The following is a 20,170-nucleotide window of genomic DNA, read 5'->3' as shown; positions in this document are numbered from 1 at the left end:
CATCTATACCTTTACATTATGGTTCTTTCTTATTCTGCTAAGGCTTTCAGGTTGTATTCCCAGATAAGACGATATATGCTTTACAGAAATCTTGCTGGACATTTCGGGTTTAAATGACATCAGCTTTAAATAACGTTCTTCAGCCGATAAAGACATAAGATCCATTTCTTTTCTCAAGCGTTTAACGTATTGCAACTCCGCGATTATACGCCCGAAATTAGCAGCACGAACCGATGTACTGTAACCTTCTTTTAATAAATTAAATGGAAGTATTGCCACTTTGGCCTCGCTAAGCAGCTCTATAGTAATAAGGCTCGGTTCTCCTGTAATCAGCGAATAATAACCGGTAACAAAATCACCTTCAAAATGAAAGTCGATGGTAAACTCTTTATCGTTTGCTACAAAGTAATTACGGCTGATACCAGATAGCAAAAAGTAGACCTTATCTTCACGGTCACCTTCTTTTACAAGTATATCGCCTTTTTTACAGTCTTTTATGGTAATAAGGCTCTCACCCTTATTCCAGGTTTCGTTGTCTATAGGATAATAGGCATCTATAGCATTTCTCAGCTTTTCAAGTTCTCTCATGGTATTTTTTGGGTTGGGGGCATGGGGCGCCAAAAATAAATCCTGCTTTGCGAGGGGCATTTCGCAAAGCAGGACAATACTATTAAAAAACAAAAATAGGACGTTCGCTCATCATATCATTTACAGCATCTGCCACTTCTTCAAGCACAGCTTCGTCTGTATGGTTTGTAATCACTTTATCTATAAGTTCCACAATGGTTTCCATGTCTGCCTCTACAAGGCCACGTGTTGTAATTGCAGCAGTACCCACACGGATACCTGAAGTTACAAATGGCGACTTATCGTCAAACGGAACCATATTTTTGTTTACGGTAATTTCGGCTTTTACAAGGGCGTTTTCAGCTTCTTTACCGGTAATGTTTTTATTACGCAGGTCTATAAGCATCATGTGGTTATCTGTACCGCCACTTATAATATCATAGCCACGTTTTAAAAACGCCTCAGCCATAACTTTAGCATTTTTTTGAAGCTGCATAGCATAACGGAAAAACTCATCTGAAAGTGCTTCACCAAACGCTACAGCCTTTGCAGCAATAATATGCTCCAGCGGCCCGCCCTGATTACCAGGGAAAACAGCAAGATCCAGCAATGCAGACATCATACGCACCTCCCCTTTCGGAGTTTTATGACCCCATGGGTTCTCAAAATCTTTACCCATAAGTATCATACCACCACGAGGCCCGCGAAGGGTTTTGTGTGTAGTTGTAGTTACTATGTGGCAATGAGGGATAGGGTCGTTCATAAGCCCTTTGGCAATAAGCCCGGCAGGGTGGCTAATATCAGCAAGCAGAATAGCACCTACGCTATCGGCAATTTCCCTGAAACGGGCAAAGTCCATGTCGCGGCTATAAGCAGAAGCTCCGGCTATTATTAGTTGCGGTTGCTCTGCAGTTGCTATTTCCTGAATTTTATCATAGTTAAGGCGTCCGGTTTCTTTTTCTACGCCATAAAAAGCAGTTTTATAAAGCCTTCCAGAAAAGTTTACCGGAGAACCGTGCGTAAGGTGACCACCATGAGCCAAATCAAAACCAAGTATTTTATCACCTGGTTTAAGGCATGCATGAAATACAGAAGCATTAGCCTGAGAGCCGCTGTGTGGCTGCACATTAGCATACTCAGCACCAAACAAAGCTTTAGCCCTGTCTATGGCTATCTGTTCTATAACGTCTACCACTTCACAACCGCCGTAATAACGCTTGCCTGGGTATCCTTCAGCATATTTATTTGTAAGTACAGATCCGGCAGCTTCCATTACCTGTTCGCTTACAAAGTTCTCAGAGGCAATCAGTTCAAGCCCGTGTATTTGCCTGTCCTGCTCTTCAAGAATTAAATCGAAAATTTGTTCGTCGCGTTGCATTTTATAATTTTTCGTTAATTTGTTGTCAAAAGTACAAAAAACGTTTGGTAAAAAACCAGAGGAAAGTATATTTGATAAAAAGAAAATACATTAACAAATACAACAAACACAAACTAATAATATGCCTTTATCAGCAAACGATATTACAAGAAAATCATGGCTTAACGTACCTAAAGACAGTGATTTCCCTATACAGAACATTCCTTTTGGTGTTTTTATTACCAAAGATGATGTGGTAACCATAGGTACCCGAATTGGCGACTATGCCATAGACCTGGGCGCACTGCAGCAGCTTAATTATTTTGAGGGCATAGAACTTACCGATGATATGTTTATGCAGGACACGCTTAACGATTTTATAAGCGACGGTAAAAAAACATGGCGCGCGGTAAGAAACCGTATTGCAGAAATTTTTGACGAAAACAATACAACACTTAGAGATAATGAAAAACACAGGGAAACGGTGATCTTTCACATTACAGATGTAGAGATGCAACTTCCCGTTCTTATAGGTGATTACACTGATTTTTACAGCAGTAAAGAACATGCTACTAATGTAGGCAAAATGTTTCGCGACCCGGAAAACGCCTTGCTGCCTAACTGGCTACATCTGCCTGTAGGCTACCATGGGCGTTCTTCTACCATAGTGCCAAGCGGTATACCCGTACACAGGCCTATGGGGCAAACGCTGCCAAACGGCGAAACCCAACCTGTATTTGGCCCGAGCCGCCTGGTAGACTTTGAGCTTGAAATGGCTTTTATTACTACCGATGCTAATATTATGGGCGAATGTGTGCCTGTAGAGGAAGCAGAAGAACACATATTTGGGTTAGTACTGTTTAACGACTGGAGTGCCCGCGATATTCAGAAATGGGAATATGTGCCACTAGGGCCATTCCTTGCCAAGAACTTTGCATCCTCTATGTCGCCATGGATTGTAACGCTTGATGCATTAGAGCCATTCCGTGTAGAAGGGCCTGCTCAAGATCCTAAGCCGCTGGAGTACTTACAGCAGCAAGGCGCTCATTCTTTTGACATTAACCTTCAGGTGGCCATTCAGCCAGAGGACGCTGAAGAAACCGTAATAAGCAACAGTAACTTTAAGTATATGTACTGGAGCATGGCGCAGCAACTGGCGCACCATACCATTAACGGTTGCCGTGTAAACAGTGGCGACCTTATGGGTAGTGGTACCATATCTGGGCCTACCCCGGACAGTTTTGGTTCAATGCTGGAACTTACGTGGGGCGGTAAAAACCCGATCACCCTTAAAGACGGTACCGAGCGTAAGTTTATAAACGATGGCGATTCTGTAATTATGCGCGGCTACTGCCAAAATGACGAGATTCGCATAGGATTTGGTGAAGTGTGCAGCAAGCTACTACCACCGGTTTATAAGAAGTAATGTTAAATAATAAGTGCGCCCTGTAATAAGGGCGTATTTTTTTTATAAAAAATTTTATTTTTAATTTTTATACCCCCTTTTTTATAGGGTATTCTCAAAAGTTACGTGTTTTAAATAAAATAACTCCCCTCCTATTATCAAATAAATTAACTTTGCAACCGTAAATAAAGCTGAAACGCCCTTACACAACTAGTGTTCACTTTTATTTGATTAAGGAATTGAAAACTTCAACTGTTTTTATATCGCTTGTAATTGGGGAACTTGCTTATATAAGCAACCTTAATTCTTTCCTGAGCCCGAGGCGCTTCAGGCCGTAACGGTCTGCTTTATATTTGGGTGGGTCCGTCCTGCCCGTATCCTTCGAAACTATCCTATTTATTTTACTGATTTTTATATACTTTATTTCTTAAGCTGAAATGAATATATCTATTATAATAGCCGGCGAAGAGCACTATAAGTTCGCACAGCAAATTGTTGATACCATGTACGAATCGGCCATACAACGTGGTACAGGTATAGCTAAGCGTACGCCGGAGTACATCATAGAAAAGATGAAACACAAAGACGCTGTAATTGCAGTTGCAGATGGCAGGTTTGCGGGTTTCTGCTATATAGAAAGCTGGAGCCACGGTAAATTTGTGGCAAACTCCGGCCTTATAGTACACCCTGATTTCCGTCAGCACGGGCTTGCCAAGAAAATCAAGGAACGTGTGTTTAACTATTCCCAGGAAAAATACCCGGGTGCCAAGATATTTGGTATCACCACAGGACTTGCAGTTATGAAAATTAACTCAGACCTGGGATATAAGCCTGTACCGTTTAGCGAACTGACCGATGATCCTTCGTTTTGGAAAGGATGCAGCGGGTGCAATAACTACGACATACTACAGCGCAAGGAATACAAAATGTGCCTTTGTACCGGGATGCTTTACGATCCTGCCGAGAAAAAGAACAAACAAGAAGATTCCAAATACGATTTTAATCAAAAAGTGCTTACCCGGCTTAAAAGCATAAAGCAAGCACTTTTCCTTAAAAAAGAAAAAGACAATGAGTAAAAAAGTGGTTTTGGCATACAGCGGAGGTTTAGATACTTCGTACTGCCTTAAGTACCTGAAGAACGAACTGGGGTATGAAGTTCATACCATACTTATTAATACCGGTGGCTTTGGCGAAGAAGAGTTGCAGGCCATAGAAAAGCGCGCTTACGAACTGGGCAGCGCTGACCACCTTAACCTAGATATTGTAGACAAGTACTACGAAAAAGCCATTAAATACCTTGTATATGGCAATGTGCTAAAAAACAATACCTATCCACTTTCGGTAAGCGCAGAGCGCGTATTCCAGGCTTTGGAAACGGTTCGGTACGCTAAAAAAGTGGACGCACAAGCTATTGCCCACGGTAGTACCGGTGCCGGAAATGACCAAATACGTTTTGACCTGGTGTTCCAAACCATAGCACCGGAAATGGATATAATTACTCCTATTCGCGACCTTAAGCTTACCCGTCAGGAAGAGGTAGAATACCTTCAAAAAAATGGTGTGGAGTACAGTTGGGAAAAAGCCCAATACTCTATTAACAAAGGTATTTGGGGAACCAGCGTGGGCGGTAAAGAAACCCTTACCAGTGGCCAACCCCTACCCGATTCGGCTTACCCATCGCAACTGCAAAAAACAGAAGCGGAGAAAGTTGTCCTTCATTTCGAAAAAGGAGAACTTGTTGGCTTAAATGGCGTACTTGATAAGCCTGCTGCGAACATTCAGAAACTTGAAGCGTTTGCTTCGGCTTTTGCTATCGGTAGAGATATTCACGTAGGCGATACCATCATTGGCATTAAAGGCCGTGTAGGTTTTGAAGCGGCTGCTCCGCTTATCATCATCAAAGCACACCACCTGCTGGAAAAACACACGTTGGGTAAATGGCAACAGTACTGGAAAGAACAACTGGGCAACTGGTACGGTATGCTGTTCCATGAAGGCCAATACCTTGACCCGGTAATGCGTAACATAGAAACGTTTCTTGAGGACACCCAGAAAACCGTAACAGGAACTGTAACCGTAAGCCTGAAACCGTACCACTTCTCTCTAGATGGAATTGAGTCAGAACACGATTTAATGAATTCAGGTTTTGGACAATATGGTGAAGTTAATAACGCCTGGACAGCAGACGATGCTAAAGGCTTCATTAAGATTGTGGGTAATGCGCAAAACATTTACGCACACGTAAACAAAGAGCAATATGATTAATATAGGAATCATAGGAGGATCAGGATATACAGCAGGCGAACTTTTACGTTTACTTGCTAATCATCCCGAGGCTTCTATAAACTTTGTGTACAGCACTACTAATGCCGGCAGCCCGGTGGCATCGGTACATGAAGATCTTTATGGTACGCTGGATATTAACTTTACTGATACGGTAAACTCTAGTGTAGATGTGGTGTTCCTGTGCCTTGGGCATGGAAAATCACTGGCTTTTTTACAAGCCAATGCATTTTCCGCCGATACTAAGATTATCGATTTAGGTAATGATTTCCGTTTGGTTAAAGATGCTGCCTTCAACGGCAAAACTTTTGTTTACGGCCTTCCTGAACTAAACCGTGATGCTATAAAATCAGCGCAATACATAGCTAACCCGGGGTGTTTTGCTACCGCGATACAGTTGGCACTGCTACCATTGGCAAAAAATGGCTTGCTAAACGATACTGTTCACGTTAACGCTACAACAGGCAGCACAGGCGCAGGCGTTATGCCGTCGGCTACGTCGCACCACCCGTGGAGGATGGGTAATATGAGCCACTATAAGGCATTTAACCATCAGCACTTGGGCGAAATAGTACAAAGTTTACAACAACTGCAAAACGACTTTGATGATGAAGTACTTTTCATTCCTAATCGTGGTGATTTTACACGTGGTATTTTCGCCACGCTGTACACAAAGCTCACTACTGATTTTGAATTGGTTGTAAAACTATATAATGAGTATTACGCAAACGAACCATTTGTAAAGGTTACCACAAGTAGTATTAATATGAAGTTGGTTTTGCAAACCAACAACTGTTTTATCAGCCTGGAGCAGCACGGTAAAAACATACTGATAACATCGGTAATAGATAACCTTGTAAAAGGTGCCAGCGGACAGGCCATTGAAAACATGAACCTGATGTTCGGGCTGGAAGAAACCACCGGATTAAAGCTGAAAGCGGCAGGGTTTTAACAACAAACTATAAACAATAAACCACAAACATAAAAAGATGAGTTTATTTAACGTATACCCAATATATAACATTACCCCGGTAAAAGCACTGGGCGCTAAAGTTTGGGACGACAAAGGCCAGGAATACCTGGATTTTTACGGCGGGCACGGCGTTATTTCTGCCGGGCACTCACACCCTGAGTATGTAAAAGCAGTAAGCGAACAGGTAGCTAAAATAGGGTTTTATTCAAACTCTATACAAAACCCTATACAGGAAGAACTTGGCAAAAAGCTGCCTGAGTTTTCCGGGTATGCTGATTACACCCTTTTTCTGTGTAATTCGGGTGCTGAAGCAAACGAAAATGCACTTAAACTTGCCTCGTTCTACAATGGGAAAAAGAAAGTTATAGCATTTAATAAGGCGTTCCATGGGCGTACTTCGGCTGCCGTGGCTGCAACCGACAATCCTTCCATTGTAGCTCCTTTAAACGCAGGACACGAAGTAGTATTTCTGCCATTGAATGACGAAGCGGCCTTTAACACAGAAATAGCCAAAGGCGATGTGAGCTGCGTAATCATAGAAGGCATACAAGGTGTAGGTGGCCTTGACCAGGCGACTACCGAATTCTTTAAAACCATAGAAAAAGCCTGCAACGACAACAACGTAGTATTTATCCTTGATGAGATACAAAGCGGTTACGGACGCTCCGGTAAATTCTTTGCACACCAATGGCATGGTATTACTCCGGATGTAATAAGCCTTGCGAAAGGTATGGGTAACGGCTTCCCTATTGGTGGCATACTGATTTCACCAAAATTTGAAGCTAAATATGGTTTACTGGGTACTACGTTCGGTGGTAATCACTTAGCTTGTGCAGCTGCATTATCAGTACTTAACGTTATCGAAAATGAAAACCTGATAGATAACGTAAATAAAATCAGCGCGTATTTTAAAGAAAAAACCGCTGAAATTGCTGAAGTTAAAAATACTAAAGGCCGCGGGCTTATGCTGGGGCTTGAGTTTGACTATGATGTTACAGAGCTTCGTAAAAAGCTGATATACAACGAGCATATCTTTACCGGAAATGCCTCGCAAAAGAACCTCCTGCGCATACTCCCACCGCTTTCTATAACTAAAGCGGATGTTGATGTGTTTTTTGCAGGGCTAAAAAATGCGTTAAAAAATTAAACTATGAAATTAGGTCAGTACCATAACTCGCTCATCACTATTGAGTTTACAGATAAGAAAGAACCAGTTTCAGGTTTTCTTCTTGATTATTCTGAAGATTGGATTTTACTGCAAAACAATCCTTCGGACTTTATTGTTGACGGTTATGTTATTGTTGCAAACAAAAATATTGAAGGCGTTTACCGGGACGAAAACGAAATATTTATTGAACAGGTAATAAGACTTAAAGGTGTTTTACCGTCTATCAATAAAAAAATACCTTTAGAAAATACTAAAGCAATGTTTGAGTTTTTAAATAATGAATATGGCTTGTTCTCGTTTTCAAAAAAATCTAACAGTGCAATATACCCGGGCAAACTTATCGCTATCGACGAGTCGCAGATAACTTTGCAATGGATTGACTTAAAAGGAAAATGGGGAGAAAACAGAGTATTCAAACTTGATAAAATCAGACAGGTTGAGTTTGATAATGACTATTTAATATCATTGAAACTGGCTTCAGAAAATCTTTATAATTAAAAAATGAAAAACTTCACTTCGGTAGATGATATACAAGACCTTGCAGGGCTTGTAGCTTTGGCAAAAGCCGTAAAGGCGGCTCCCTTTGCCAACCAGGAACTGGGTAAAAACAAAACCTTGGGGTTACTGTTCTTCAATCCAAGTTTAAGGACAAGGCTCAGTACGCAAAAAGCCGCGCTGAATCTGGGCATGCACCCTATCGTTATGAACCTTAATACCGAAGGCTGGACGCTGGAGTTTGAAGACGGCGTAGTAATGGATGGCACAGCCAGCGAGCATATTAAAGAAGCTGCACAGGTGGTTTCTCAATATTGCGACATCATAGCTATCAGGAGCTTCCCTACCCTTACGGATAAGGAAAAAGATGAAGAAGAGTATGTAATAAGTGCGTTTAAAAAATACGCTTCAGTACCTGTTATCAGCCTTGAGGGGTCTACAGAGCACCCACTTCAGGCAGTTGCCGATGCGCTTACCATTGAAGAATTCAAAGCAAAGCCCCGCCCTAAGGTGGTACTTACCTGGGCACCACACCCTAAGGCACTTCCGCATGCGGTACCGAATTCATTCGTCAAAATAATGAAGAAAGCCGATGTGGATTTTATAATTACCCATCCTGAAGGTTATGAACTAAACCCTGAGTTTACTGAGGGAGTAACCATTACCCACAACCAGGATGAAGCATTTAAGGATGCCGACTTTATCTATGCCAAAAACTGGAGCAGTTATATAGACTATGGTAAAATAACCAGCAAAGACTCTTCGTGGACCATCACTCCCGAAAAAATGGCACTTACCGATAACGGTAAGTTTATGCACTGCCTGCCGGTACGCCGTAACATGATTGTAAATGATGCTGTGCTGGATAGCGATAGTTCAATTGTAATTCAACAGGCAAACAATCGTACATGGGCAGCACAGGCTATTATAACCAAAATCCTTGAAGATGACGGAAAGTAAACCAAAACTTACCATTGTAAAAATTGGCGGTAACGTAATAGACAATCCTATTGCGCTTAAGGCGTTCCTTGCCGATTTTGCAGCGCTTAAAGGCTATAAAATATTGGTGCATGGTGGCGGTAAAATTGCAACCAAAACCGCTGAAGGACTTGGTATAACTGCGGTATTCCACGAAGGCAGGCGTATTACCGACAAACCCATGTTAGACGTTGCCGTAATGACCTATGCCGGACTCATAAATAAAGATATTACCGCACAACTACAAGCGTTAAACAACAACGCTATGGGCTTTACCGGAGCAGATGGTAATCTTATACTATCTGAAAAGCGTAAAAATGCGGCAGTGTATTTTGGCTTTGTGGGCGATGTACTTGCCGTTAATGCTGATTTGCTAAAAGTATTAGTAGAACAAAATGTTGTTCCTGCATTTTGTGCCATTACGCACGACGGCAAAGGTCAATTGCTAAACACCAATGCCGATACCATTGCAAGTACTGTTGCAGTGGCTTGCTCTAAATATTTTGACGTCAGGTTAATGTATTGTTTTGAGAAAAAAGGTGTGCTTATGGATAGTGAAAATGAGGAATCCGTTATAAAAAGCCTTACTTTTGACGCCTACAAAACACTACGCGAACAAGGCATTATACATTCTGGTATGCTACCAAAACTAGAAAATTGTTTTAACGCTATTAACCAAGGCGTTACACAAATAGGTATAGGCAGCCCTGAAATGCTGAAAGGAGAAAGCGTTTATACGCTGGTTACTGTGTAACGAAAACACGATTTCATGAGTGAAACAACCATACTAACACTAACACAAGAAGCTATTGCTTTACTAAAGCAACTTATAAGTACCCAATCTTTTTCATCTGAAGAAGAAGGCACTGCGTTGCTTATAGAGGCTTGGTTTAAAAAACACAACATACCCTTCCTTCGGGAAAACAACAATATTTGGGCGTTTAATAAGAATTTTACTGACGGAAAGCCACTATTACTTCTTAACTCACACCACGATACAGTAAAACCTAATCAAGGTTATACCCGAAATCCGTTTGAACCCAGTGTTGAAGACGGAAAGTTATTCGGTCTGGGTAGTAACGATGCCGGTGGGTGTTTGGTATCATTAATTGCAGCCTTCACCTTTTTTTACGAAGCAGAAAACCTACCCTATAACCTGGTTGTTGTAGCTTCTGCTGAAGAAGAAAGCAGTGGACCTAAAGGCTTAAACAGCGTTATAAAGCATTTACCGAATCTTGAGTTGGCCATTGTAGGCGAGCCTACCGAGATGCAACTTGCCATTGCAGAAAAAGGGCTATTAGTGTTAGATGTAGTTGTTTCCGGTACCCCTGGGCACGCCGCACACCCTAACGACGATGTTTCTATTTATAACGCTATTCCTGTGATAGAATGGTTCCGTGACTATCGTTTTGAAAAGGTAAGCGAAGTGCTGGGGCCTATGAAAATGACGGTTACCGGTATAGCTGCAGGCAAACAGCATAATGTAATACCTGCAGAATGTAGCCTAGTGGTAGACGTTCGCGTAAACGATTGTTATACCAATGTTGAAGTCCTGGAAATAATCCGTACAGAATTGTCAGCTAAATTTGGCGATAAGGTAAAAGTCAACCCACGTTCGCTACATCTTAACTCATCAAGCATTGCTAAAGACCATGCATTAGTACAAGCCGGTGTAGCGCTAGGCAGAATTACATATGGATCGCCAACGCTTAGTGACCAGTCGGTATTAAGTTGTCAGTCGCTTAAACTTGGACCCGGATATTCACCGCGTTCGCACAGCGCCGACGAGTTTATTTTTGTACATGAAATAGAAGAAGGTATTGATTTGTATATCAAAATATTGACATCTTTCCTTAAACATTAATATTATCCGTTTCTGTGAAAATTTGAAACTTGAAACCTGAAATAAACTTATAGAAATGAAACTTTGGGATAAAGGTATACCTACCGATAAAAAAACCGATATATTCACCGTAGGCAACGATCGTGAACTTGATTTGGTATTGGCGCCCTATGATGTTATTGGCAATATAGCACAGGCAAAAATGCTGGCGAAGGTAGGCCTGATTACAGAAGGTGAAGCAAACGAACTTTTACAAGCCCTTGATGAAATCATGATTGAGATACAGAAAGGCAATTTTACAATTGAAGATTCATTTGAAGACATACACAGCAAAGTAGAGTACCTTCTTATCGAAAAGTCAGGAGATACAGGAAAGAAAATACACACAGCACGCTCCCGTAATGATCAGGTTATTACAGACATACATCTTTATCTTAAAGCAGAACTTCAAAATATAAAAGGACAGGTAAAAGAGCTTTTCGACTTGCTTATTGCACAGAGCAAAGCCTACCAAAACATATTATTACCAGGTTACACCCACTTTCAAGTGGCTATGCCATCATCGTTCGGAATGTGGTTTTCTGCCTACGCCGAAACCCTGATTGACGACGTTACCCTGCTTAATGCAGCCCTAACTGTAGTCGACCAAAATCCACTGGGTTCTGCCGCAGGTTATGGCAGTTCCTTCCCTATAGACCGTACATTTACTACACAAGAAATGGGATTTGCCACATTGAAGTATAATTCGGTAGCTGCACAAATGAGCCGTGGCAAGGCAGAGAAAACCACTGCTTTTGCATTAGCATCGGTTGCAGGTACGCTTTCTAAACTGGCTATGGATATTACATTATACCTGAGCCAGAATTTCAACTTTATCAGCCTGCCGACACATCTTACCACGGGCAGCAGTATTATGCCTCACAAAAAGAACCCTGATATTTTCGAGTTGATTCGTGGTAAATGCAATAAAATACAAGCACTACCGTACGAAATTACCCTGATTACTAATAATTTACCAAGCGGCTATCATAGAGATTTTCAGTTACTCAAAGAAGGTTTATTCCCGGCAATTCAAACCCTTAAGTCATGCTTGGAGATGGCAATCCACGCCGTTAAAGAAATCACGGTAAATACCAATATTCTCGACGATAAGAAGTACGATTACTTATTTACTGTTGATGCCCTAAATGAATTGGTTGCACAGGGCGTGCCGTTTCGTGATGCCTATAAAATTGTGGGTACTCAGGTAGAAGATGGTACCTTTGTATCGCCTAAGGCTACTAACCATACCCACGAGGGTAGCATTAACAACCTTTGCCTGGACGAAATTATAGACAAAATGAATAAGGCTTTTTAAGCTGCTAAAATTTTAAAAATGGTGTTGCAATAAAGGATAAAATGTTATTTTTGCAATTCCGAAAATAATTTAATTAAACTACATTATCGTGGAACATCCGAGTGCACAGAAACTGATTAACAAAATTCAGGTTGACCTTTTTAAACATGGCTTTGATGCCGAAAAAATTGTAGCCGACCTTAAAAAGCTACGTGAATACTCGTTAGAAGAAAACAACCCGGTACTTACCAAGGCGCTGCGTTTAACTTACGAGCATATTGAAGCTAATGGTGCATTCCTTATCCCTATACCGGATGATGAGCCGTTTGATGAAGAGGAAGCAATTTCAGAAAATGCTGCCGGTACTGAAAATAATATGGAGAGTTTAGAGTACCTGGTTTCTCTTTTTAGCGACCTGTCTCACAAGAATAATCTTTCAGACCTTCGCGAATATAATAAAGCGCTTCTTGCATTTTAGTAAGAGGTATCTAAATAACAAAAATGCTCTGCAATTGCAGAGCATTTTTGTTTTATCCTATACGAAGGCCGTTCTCTACTTTTACGTCAGTAGAAAGTAGAACCACGTCTCCTGCCTCTCCCACCGCACCCAGTACCAGACACTCGCTCATAAAATTAGCAATTTGCTTTTTAGGAAAGTTTACTACAGCTATAACCTGCCTGTTTATAAGCGCTTCTTTACTGTATCGTTTGGTTATCTGCGCAGACGTTTTCCGGATTCCTATTTCTGTACCAAAATCTATGGTCAGTTGATAAGCAGGCTTCCTTGCTTCAGGAAAGTCGTTTGCTGATACTATGGTTCCCACGCGCATTTCAGTTTTTTCAAATTCTTCCCAAGTCAGCATTTCATGTATATTTTTTAGATTAAAAAAAAGCGCCTTGGTAAGGCGCCTATCATGTATTTTGTACAAATTTATTTCTTACTCCACTCGTTAATAGAGTCTTTGTTCATTTTAACGTAATCGTTATTACCGGCTTTTTCTGCCCCGGCTAAAGATAATTTGGCAGTTTCAATAGCACCTGCTTTGTCTCCCATCTTCGCCTGTATAAGCGACTTTTGCCTTAACATATAAAACGGAGCATCCTGACCTTTAGGTGTTTTATCTACAGCAGCGTTAATCCAGTTGAGTGCTTTCCCTAAATCAGCATTGCTCTGATAATAATACTGTGCTGCTGCAAAATAAGAACCTGCTGTAGGCCCGCTCATTGCTTCTTCAATACTTTTTAATGCAGTAGATCGTGTAGGAACCTCAAATTTTAGTGCTACAAGTGTTTTTTCCCAAGAAATTTCCAAAAACGCATAGTCGCTGTCAAGACTGTTAACAGCGATATTTAATGTTTCTACTGGACGATTTAAAAATTCAGGTTTTACCGTGGCGCGTACAGCCTCTTTTGTTTCATCCCATTTTTCAGGTAAACCCCAGTTGTTTGTATCTGTATAAAATATTATATCCCAACTGTCTGCCTTTGGTTGTGTGTACAATGCGTATTTACCAGCTTTCAGCGTTTTGCCTGCGATAATTACATCATCCCCAAAAGTAACAATGGTATTAGCATTGGCACCTGTCCTCCAAAGACGTCCAAATGGAACTAATTCTCCGTAAACCGCTCTTCCACGTGCACTTGGCCTTGAATATTCAATTTTAACATTTGTAAGACCCACCACTTGGTCTATCGTAGCCTTCGGACTGGCTTGCGGAGTTTGAATTTGAGCACTGGCAGACAAACTAAGCACTAATGCAAGGCCTGCAGCCATAAATATCTTTTTCATGTTGTGAATTTATTTGTTTGAATTGACTTTGCTAAATTAATTAATCTATAGTTTACACTTGTTAAAAAATATGAAAAAAGTACTTTTTATCAATTGTCAAGGGCTATTAATGATTAATTTCACAGAAATAATTCTTACAAAATGATCTATACTTTACATAAATTTCAAAAACTTCCAATTCCGCTGGATCAGGCATGGGAATTTATGAGCAACCCCAAGAACCTTGCCGTAATAACTCCTGAGTCAATGGGTTTTGTAACCACTGGAGGAGATGACAGGAAAATGTTTGCAGGACAAGTAATCACGTATACAGTAACGCCGCTTTTAGGTATAAAATTGCGCTGGGTTACAGAGATTACTCATGTACGTGATAAGGAGTTTTTTGTAGATGAACAAAGGTTTGGTCCCTACTCATTTTGGCACCATAAACATTTTCTAAAAGAGATACCCGGCGGCACTGAAATGGAAGACCTTATACACTATAAGATACCCGGTGGAATATTTGGACGTCTTTTACATCCAATTTTGGTAAAACCAAAACTGGAAGAAATATTCAATTACAGATACAAAAAGCTAATAGAACTATTCGGCGAATTTAAATAATAGGTTTTATGAATATATTTTGGTACAGACGGGATTTGCGAACCTATGATAACCATGCGCTTCACGAAGCATTAAAAGCACCAGGTACGGTATTGCCGATTTTTATATTTGACAAGAACATTTTAGAACAGCTTGATAAAGATGATAGCCGTGTTACTTTTATAGCTAAACTATTAAACGATATTAATAAAACACTTCATAAGCATCAACGATCGCTAGCTGTGTTCTTTGATACACCCGAAAAGGTATTTGCAAAATTAGTATCTAATCATAATATTGAAGCCGTATACACTAACCATGACTATGAGCCTTACGCTATAAGACGTGATAAGGAAATTAAGGATTTTTTATACAGTAAGGGAGTTGGTTTTAAAACATTTAAAGACCAGGTTATATTTGAAACAAATGAGGTAGTTAAAGATAACAGCGACCCCTATGTGGTATATACACCATACAGCCGAAAATGGATAGAGAAACTCCAAAAGACAGGGTTGCCGGAATATAAAATTGAGCTTAAAGCAGACAAAATTGAAAAACATGATTATCCTTTTTTAGATTTAAAGGACATAGGATTTACAGCATCTTCTATTACACCCGAACCTTATGACATTGCGCGATCTAAAATAGATAAATATGAAGACACCCGTAATTATCCTGCTATAAAAGGGACTTCAATGCTCAGCCCTTACTTACGCTTCGGAGCCGTAAGTATAAGGAAAATGGTACATACCGCCCAAAAGAGCGAAAACATTACCTTTTTAAAAGAACTTATTTGGCGTGAATTTTTCATGCAGATACTGTGGCATTTTCCGCATACGGTTAATAAAGCTTTTAAACCGGAATACGATAAAATTAAGTGGCGCTACAACGAAGCAGAATTTGAAAAATGGTGTAAGGGAAAAACCGGTTATCCTATTGTAGATGCTGGTATGCGCGAACTTAATACAACCGGGCACATGCACAACCGTGTACGTATGGTAGTAGCAAGTTTTTTGTGTAAACATTTATTAATTGACTGGCGCTGGGGCGAAGCATATTTTGCAAAGAAACTGATGGATTATGAAATGTCCAGTAATGTAGGAAACTGGCAATGGGCAGCTGGATCTGGTGTAGATGCCGCTCCTTATTTCAGGGTTTTTAACCCTACTGAGCAGGTAAAAAAATTTGATAAAGACCTGAAATACATACGAAAATGGGTTCCTGAGCTGGAAACTTTGGCATATAAGCCTATGGTGGAACATAAGGAAGCGCGTGAAAGGGCACTTGCTGTTTATAAAGAAGGCCTAAGTAGCTAAAATAAAAAGGGGTGGGTTATAAAAAATATACCCACCCTTGTCATTTATAAATATAGATAGACACTAATTTTTCTTAGCTTTTGCTTTAAGCGCTTTGTAGTCATCCATACGGTTTAGTGCCTGATAAATACCACCAAGTACCGAAACTACGTTTTCATCACTTGGTTTTATCTTATAAGCCTTTTCAAGGTAAGGGAGTGCTTTGTTAAACACTGCCTCACGTTGTTTCTTAAGTACTTCGTAACGGGCATTATCTTTTGCCGAGGTACCAAGTTTGTTCATTTCGTCTACAATTTTTTTATCAGAAGCCAGTTGTAGTGTACCTAAGTTTACCAAAGCCTCATAGTAATCAGGCTTCAATTCTAAAGTTTTTAAGAAATACTTCTCAGCTTCAGCGGGTTGAGATTCCATATTTACAACGCCAAGGTTGTAAAACAACACATGATCATTAGGGCTTTTGGCTACAGCTTCGCTAATAAGCTTCTTATACGTTGCCATGTCTCCCTGCTTGTAGTACATATTTGCCTCTTCCACAATAAGACTCACGTCAGAAGGGTTTTCTTTACGCGCGTTTGCAAAAAATGATTTTGCTTTTTCAGTTTCACCTTTCATGTTATATATAAGCGCTATATTCTTAACAATTTCAGGACGTACCGACGGCTGTTTCTCCTCTTTCGGGTCTTCATAAACACCAGTCTTCACCATAGCATCCATAGATGCACGGTCTTTAAAAGACTCTTCTTGTCCGTTAGCTTTGTTCTTGGCAATGTAGTAGGTTTGCTCTCCTGTAAAACCAAGCTTGTCCAGTTCAAGATAATACTCCAAAGCCTTATCATAGTCTTTGGCGTTAATAGCCATTGCGGCAGCATTGTATAAGTTAAACGGATCTTTTGGATCTATCTTGTAAATAAGGGCATATACTGTAGCGGCCTCTTTAAACTTTTGTTGCTGCTGCAAAGGCTGCACCAATTGTAAAAGTCCCATTTTCATCTGTGGCAACAACTGCGTCTGAATTTCTTCAGTATATTTCTTCTTACCGTTTTTTTCTATTTCAAGAAGCTTATTGATATCTTCCATGCCTTTATTAACAGCATTGACAACATTAGCCGGATTTTTTTCAATATCTACAACAAGATAATAGGTACCTCTGTAGTAATAAAAATCTCTCTTTTGCTCCTCAGTGGCAGCTCCCATTTTCGATTCAAAAGCAGAAAACAGCGTATTATATTCCTGTATTTGGGCGTCAGTAATAGGCGTTTTTTGATCATCAAGTTTTTTTAATGCCTTAAGCTCCTCTTTCTGGGCAAAAGCACTTAACGAAAGTAGTAGCGAAGCCGCTACCGCGTATTGCATTTTCATATATAACTGTGTTATTGTTGTTTATTCTTCTGTTGTGAAATCTTCAGGATCAATGGTTAAGTCGTCTGGGTCAACACCTTCAGGCGCTATAATACCGGCAACACCATTTTCATCCATGCCCTCAAGTGCTTCAAGTGCCGCTTCGTCTACCGCGTCTTCTTCACGCAATACTTTTGCCACAGCAGCAATAGAATCATTACCCTTAATATTTATAAGGCGTACACCCTGTGTAGCACGGCCCATAACCCTAAGGTCACTTACCATCATACGTATAGTAAGCCCTGATTTATTGATGATCATTAGATCATCGGCATCGGTAACGTTATTTATAGAAACAAGCTGACCTGTTTTATCTGTAATATTAAGTGTTTTAACTCCTTTACCACCTCGGTTGGTAATACGGTAATCCTCAAGGCTGCTTCGTTTACCATAACCTTTTTCAGATACTACCAGAATTTCGCTATTCATATCGTTTACAGAAACCATGCCTATTACCTCGTCGTTATCATCAGCAAGGGTAATACCGCGCACACCGCTGGCACTACGGCCCATCGGTCTTGTTTTACCCTCTTCAAAACGTACCAGTTTACCGCTCTTAACGGCTATAAGTACCTGGCTTTCACCGGTGGTTAATTTAGCCTCTAACAGCTCATCATCTTCACGGATGGTAATAGCAGCAATACCGTTAAGCCTTGGGCGAGAGTACTGCTCAAGCAGGGTTTTCTTTACAATACCCTTTTTGGTAGCCATAATTACATAATGGCTGTTTACATACTCCTCATTTTTAAGATCCTGGGTACAAATAAATGCTTTTACCTTATCATCATTCTCTATGTTTATAAGGTTTTGTATAGCGCGTCCTTTACTTGTTTTACTTCCTTCCGGAATTTCGTAAACACGCATCCAGAAACATTTACCTTTTTGCGTAAAGAATAACATATACTGGTGATTTGTAGCTACAAACAAGTGCTCCAGGAAGTCCTGGTCACGTGTAGCCACACCTTTTTGACCTACACCGCCCCTGTTCTGCGTTTTATATTCGCTTAATGGAGTACGCTTGATATAACCGGCGTGAGAAATGGTAATAACCACATTTTCATCGGCAATAAGGTCTTCAATACTTACGTCGCCACCGCTATACTCTATCTGGCTACGGCGGTCGTCTCCATATTTATCTTTAACTTCAAGAAGTTCTTCTTTAATGAGTTCCATCCTTAGCTCTTTGCTGGCAAGGAGCGCTTTTAACTCGGCAATGAGTTTCATAATATCGGCGTACTCTGCACGGAGTTTATCCTGCTCAAGACCCGTAAGCTGGCGCAGCCTCATTTCTACAATGGCGCGTGCCTGTATTTCGCTCAGGCTAAAACGCTCCATAAGGCGGCCGCGTGCTTCCTCACCATCTTTAGAGCTACGTATAATAGCAATAACCTCGTCAATATTGTCTGAAGCTATTATAAGTCCTTCTAATATGTGCGCGCGTTCTTCGGCCTTCCTTAATTCATACTGTGTACGGCGTACCACAACATCATGCCTGTGCTCCACAAAATGGTGAATCATGTCTTTAAGATTCAGCAACTGCGGACGCCCGTTAACAAGCGCAATATTATTTACACTGAATGATGACTGTAGCGGTGTAAATTTATACAGCGTATTAAGCACCACGTTTGGCACAGCATCCTTTTTAAGGATGTAAACAATACGCATACCGTTACGGTCACTTTCATCCCTTATGTTGGCAATACCCTCAATCTTTTTCTCATTAACAAGGTCAGCGGTTTTCTTAACCATTTCTGCTTTGTTAACCTGATATGGTATCTCGGTAACAATAATAGCCTCACGTCCTTCAAGCTCTTCAAAAGAAGCTTTACCACGCAGTACTACCCTGCCCCTACCTGTTTTAAATGCCTCACGAACTCCCTCATAACCATAAATCACACCACCCGTAGGAAAATCAGGGGCTTTTATATGGTGCATCAGTTCGTCTATCTCAATATCTGTGTTATCTATATAAGCAAGTATACCATCTATAACCTCACTAAGGTTATGTGGCGCCATATTAGTAGCCATACCTACAGCGATTCCACTGGCACCATTTACTAATAAGTTTGGTATACGTGTAGGCATTACTGTAGGCTCTTGCAGCGTATCATCAAAGTTTAGCTGAAAATCTACCGTTTCCTTATCAAGGTCACTCATAATATCTTCAGAAAGCTTTTTAAGCCTTGCCTCTGTATAACGCATTGCTGCAGGGCTGTCGCCATCTATAGACCCAAAGTTACCCTGGCCGTCTACCATAAGGTAACGAAGGCTCCAGTCCTGGGCCATACGCACCATAGTGTCGTATACAGATGAATCGCCGTGCGGGTGATATTTACCCAGTACCTCTCCTACAATCCTGGCTGATTTTTTATGTGCCCTGTTACTAAGTACCCCAAGTTCATACATTCCGTACAATACCCTTCTGTGCACGGGTTTCAAGCCATCCCTTACATCCGGAAGCGCCCTGGAAACGATTACCGACATCGAATAATCGATGTAGGCCGACTTCATTTGGTCTTCTATATTAATGGGAATTAACTTTTCTCCTTCAGCCATAAGTAATTATAATTAAAATTTATAGTTATTACAAAACGCGCCAATATACAGAATAAAAAAAAGAATTCAGCATTTTAAAGCAACATTTTTACCCGTTTTTTCAACATTCCTGAATCTTAAAGCT

At 40.6% G+C, this 20,170-nt stretch carries 19 protein-coding genes; 13 read left to right on the top strand and 6 right to left on the bottom strand.

All coding sequences use genetic code 11. From position 1 onward, the window contains the following. Positions 1-3: 3 nt before the first annotated feature. Positions 4-588: a Crp/Fnr family transcriptional regulator gene (locus ACLI08_RS09715; protein WP_411428290.1), complete on the bottom strand. Its 585-nt coding sequence runs from the start codon at positions 586-588 to the stop codon at positions 4-6. A gap of 82 nt (positions 589-670) precedes the next feature. After that, on the bottom strand, positions 671-1,945 hold the full coding sequence (gene glyA, locus ACLI08_RS09710) for a serine hydroxymethyltransferase (protein WP_411428289.1): 1,275 nt from the start codon (positions 1,943-1,945) through the stop codon (positions 671-673). A 121-nt stretch (positions 1,946-2,066) separates the two neighbouring features. Between glyA and fahA the strand changes: the two genes are divergently transcribed. The 11 genes from fahA to ACLI08_RS09655 all read left to right on the top strand — a co-directional run bounded on the left by fahA (position 2,067) and on the right by ACLI08_RS09655 (position 12,883). Then, on the top strand, positions 2,067-3,350 hold the full coding sequence (gene fahA / locus ACLI08_RS09705) for a fumarylacetoacetase (protein ID WP_411428288.1): 1,284 nt from the start codon (positions 2,067-2,069) through the stop codon (positions 3,348-3,350). Between the two features lie 416 nt (positions 3,351-3,766). Continuing rightward, positions 3,767-4,405 (top strand): N-acetyltransferase family protein, encoded by a 639-nt coding sequence (locus ACLI08_RS09700; protein ID WP_411428287.1) that lies wholly within the window; start codon positions 3,767-3,769, stop codon positions 4,403-4,405. After that, the gene (locus tag ACLI08_RS09695; protein ID WP_411428286.1) at positions 4,398-5,594 is read left to right on the top strand and encodes an argininosuccinate synthase; all 1,197 of its coding nucleotides are present in this window, start codon (positions 4,398-4,400) and stop codon (positions 5,592-5,594) included. The genes ACLI08_RS09700 and ACLI08_RS09695 overlap by 8 nt, the downstream gene beginning before the upstream one ends. After that, positions 5,587-6,564, top strand: a complete 978-nt coding sequence (argC, locus tag ACLI08_RS09690) for an N-acetyl-gamma-glutamyl-phosphate reductase (protein WP_411428285.1) — start codon at positions 5,587-5,589, stop codon at positions 6,562-6,564. Before ACLI08_RS09695 ends, argC begins: the two co-directional genes overlap by 8 nt. A 37-nt stretch (positions 6,565-6,601) precedes the next feature. Beyond that, positions 6,602-7,732, top strand: coding sequence for an aspartate aminotransferase family protein (locus ACLI08_RS09685; protein ID WP_411428284.1), 1,131 nt, complete (start codon positions 6,602-6,604; stop codon positions 7,730-7,732). A 3-nt stretch (positions 7,733-7,735) separates the two neighbouring features. Next, positions 7,736-8,251, top strand: a complete 516-nt coding sequence (locus ACLI08_RS09680; RefSeq protein WP_411428283.1) for a hypothetical protein — start codon at positions 7,736-7,738, stop codon at positions 8,249-8,251. Between the two features lie 3 nt (positions 8,252-8,254). After that, on the top strand, positions 8,255-9,208 hold the full coding sequence (locus ACLI08_RS09675; protein WP_411428282.1) for an N-acetylornithine carbamoyltransferase: 954 nt from the start codon (positions 8,255-8,257) through the stop codon (positions 9,206-9,208). Continuing rightward, positions 9,195-9,980, top strand: coding sequence for an acetylglutamate kinase (gene argB / locus ACLI08_RS09670; protein ID WP_411428281.1), 786 nt, complete (start codon positions 9,195-9,197; stop codon positions 9,978-9,980). Before ACLI08_RS09675 ends, argB begins: the two co-directional genes overlap by 14 nt. A 15-nt stretch (positions 9,981-9,995) precedes the next feature. Further along, positions 9,996-11,090, top strand: a complete 1,095-nt coding sequence (locus ACLI08_RS09665) for a M20 family metallo-hydrolase (protein ID WP_411428280.1) — start codon at positions 9,996-9,998, stop codon at positions 11,088-11,090. Between the two features lie 55 nt (positions 11,091-11,145). After that, positions 11,146-12,426 carry an argininosuccinate lyase gene (gene argH, locus ACLI08_RS09660; RefSeq protein WP_411428279.1) on the top strand — a complete coding sequence of 427 codons (1,281 nt, stop codon included), beginning with the start codon at positions 11,146-11,148 and terminating at the stop codon, positions 12,424-12,426. An 88-nt stretch (positions 12,427-12,514) separates the two neighbouring features. Further along, the gene (locus tag ACLI08_RS09655) at positions 12,515-12,883 is read left to right on the top strand and encodes a hypothetical protein (protein ID WP_411428278.1); all 369 of its coding nucleotides are present in this window, start codon (positions 12,515-12,517) and stop codon (positions 12,881-12,883) included. Positions 12,884-12,935: 52 nt separating this feature from the next. On the opposite strand, the gene ACLI08_RS09650 is transcribed toward ACLI08_RS09655, so the two are convergent. Further along, entirely contained in the window at positions 12,936-13,268 is a 333-nt protein-coding gene (locus tag ACLI08_RS09650; protein WP_411428277.1) for a tRNA-binding protein, read from the bottom strand. Positions 13,269-13,336: 68 nt separating this feature from the next. Beyond that, a complete protein-coding gene (locus ACLI08_RS09645; RefSeq protein WP_411428276.1) occupies positions 13,337-14,194 on the bottom strand; it encodes a DUF2911 domain-containing protein in 858 nt (285 codons plus the stop codon). A 141-nt stretch (positions 14,195-14,335) separates the two neighbouring features. Here ACLI08_RS09645 and ACLI08_RS09640 point away from each other — a divergent pair, with 141 nt between their 5' ends. Continuing rightward, positions 14,336-14,797, top strand: a complete 462-nt coding sequence (locus ACLI08_RS09640; protein ID WP_411428275.1) for an SRPBCC family protein — start codon at positions 14,336-14,338, stop codon at positions 14,795-14,797. Between the two features lie 8 nt (positions 14,798-14,805). Then, a complete protein-coding gene (locus ACLI08_RS09635) occupies positions 14,806-16,092 on the top strand; it encodes a cryptochrome/photolyase family protein (RefSeq protein ID WP_411428274.1) in 1,287 nt (428 codons plus the stop codon). A gap of 63 nt (positions 16,093-16,155) precedes the next feature. Here ACLI08_RS09635 and ACLI08_RS09630 read toward each other — a convergent pair whose 3' ends face one another. Both ACLI08_RS09630 and gyrA read right to left on the bottom strand, forming a co-directional pair. Continuing rightward, on the bottom strand, positions 16,156-17,451 hold the full coding sequence (locus ACLI08_RS09630; RefSeq protein ID WP_411428273.1) for a hypothetical protein: 1,296 nt from the start codon (positions 17,449-17,451) through the stop codon (positions 16,156-16,158). 21 nt (positions 17,452-17,472) lie between these two features. Further along, positions 17,473-20,046 (bottom strand): DNA gyrase subunit A, encoded by a 2,574-nt coding sequence (gene gyrA / locus ACLI08_RS09625; RefSeq protein WP_411428272.1) that lies wholly within the window; start codon positions 20,044-20,046, stop codon positions 17,473-17,475. Positions 20,047-20,170: the final 124 nt, after the last annotated feature.

The organism is Flavobacterium sp. RNTU_13 (genome assembly GCF_046614455.1).
In the GTDB taxonomy this organism is placed as follows: domain Bacteria; phylum Bacteroidota; class Bacteroidia; order Flavobacteriales; family Flavobacteriaceae; genus Flavobacterium.
This window is presented reverse-complemented; position numbering and strand designations above follow the sequence as displayed.

Excerpts from the sequence above, each read along its gene's own strand:
- ACLI08_RS09665 (WP_411428280.1), top strand. The coding sequence starts at position 9,996 with ATGAGTGAAACAACCATACTAACACTAACACAAGAAGCTATTGCTTTA.
- ACLI08_RS09635 (WP_411428274.1), top strand. The coding sequence starts at position 14,806 with ATGAATATATTTTGGTACAGACGGGATTTGCGAACCTATGATAACCAT.
- ACLI08_RS09675 (WP_411428282.1), top strand. The coding sequence starts at position 8,255 with ATGAAAAACTTCACTTCGGTAGATGATATACAAGACCTTGCAGGGCTT.
- argC (WP_411428285.1), top strand. The coding sequence starts at position 5,587 with ATGATTAATATAGGAATCATAGGAGGATCAGGATATACAGCAGGCGAA.
- ACLI08_RS09695 (WP_411428286.1), top strand. The coding sequence starts at position 4,398 with ATGAGTAAAAAAGTGGTTTTGGCATACAGCGGAGGTTTAGATACTTCG.
- argB (WP_411428281.1), top strand. The coding sequence starts at position 9,195 with ATGACGGAAAGTAAACCAAAACTTACCATTGTAAAAATTGGCGGTAAC.
- ACLI08_RS09640 (WP_411428275.1), top strand. The coding sequence starts at position 14,336 with ATGATCTATACTTTACATAAATTTCAAAAACTTCCAATTCCGCTGGAT.
- ACLI08_RS09715 (WP_411428290.1), bottom strand. The coding sequence starts at position 588 with ATGAGAGAACTTGAAAAGCTGAGAAATGCTATAGATGCCTATTATCCT.
- glyA (WP_411428289.1), bottom strand. The coding sequence starts at position 1,945 with ATGCAACGCGACGAACAAATTTTCGATTTAATTCTTGAAGAGCAGGAC.
- ACLI08_RS09630 (WP_411428273.1), bottom strand. The coding sequence starts at position 17,451 with ATGAAAATGCAATACGCGGTAGCGGCTTCGCTACTACTTTCGTTAAGT.
- gyrA (WP_411428272.1), bottom strand. The coding sequence starts at position 20,046 with ATGGCTGAAGGAGAAAAGTTAATTCCCATTAATATAGAAGACCAAATG.
- ACLI08_RS09685 (WP_411428284.1), top strand. The coding sequence starts at position 6,602 with ATGAGTTTATTTAACGTATACCCAATATATAACATTACCCCGGTAAAA.
- argH (WP_411428279.1), top strand. The coding sequence starts at position 11,146 with ATGAAACTTTGGGATAAAGGTATACCTACCGATAAAAAAACCGATATA.
- fahA (WP_411428288.1), top strand. The coding sequence starts at position 2,067 with ATGCCTTTATCAGCAAACGATATTACAAGAAAATCATGGCTTAACGTA.
- ACLI08_RS09680 (WP_411428283.1), top strand. The coding sequence starts at position 7,736 with ATGAAATTAGGTCAGTACCATAACTCGCTCATCACTATTGAGTTTACA.
- ACLI08_RS09645 (WP_411428276.1), bottom strand. The coding sequence starts at position 14,194 with ATGAAAAAGATATTTATGGCTGCAGGCCTTGCATTAGTGCTTAGTTTG.
- ACLI08_RS09650 (WP_411428277.1), bottom strand. The coding sequence starts at position 13,268 with ATGCTGACTTGGGAAGAATTTGAAAAAACTGAAATGCGCGTGGGAACC.
- ACLI08_RS09700 (WP_411428287.1), top strand. The coding sequence starts at position 3,767 with ATGAATATATCTATTATAATAGCCGGCGAAGAGCACTATAAGTTCGCA.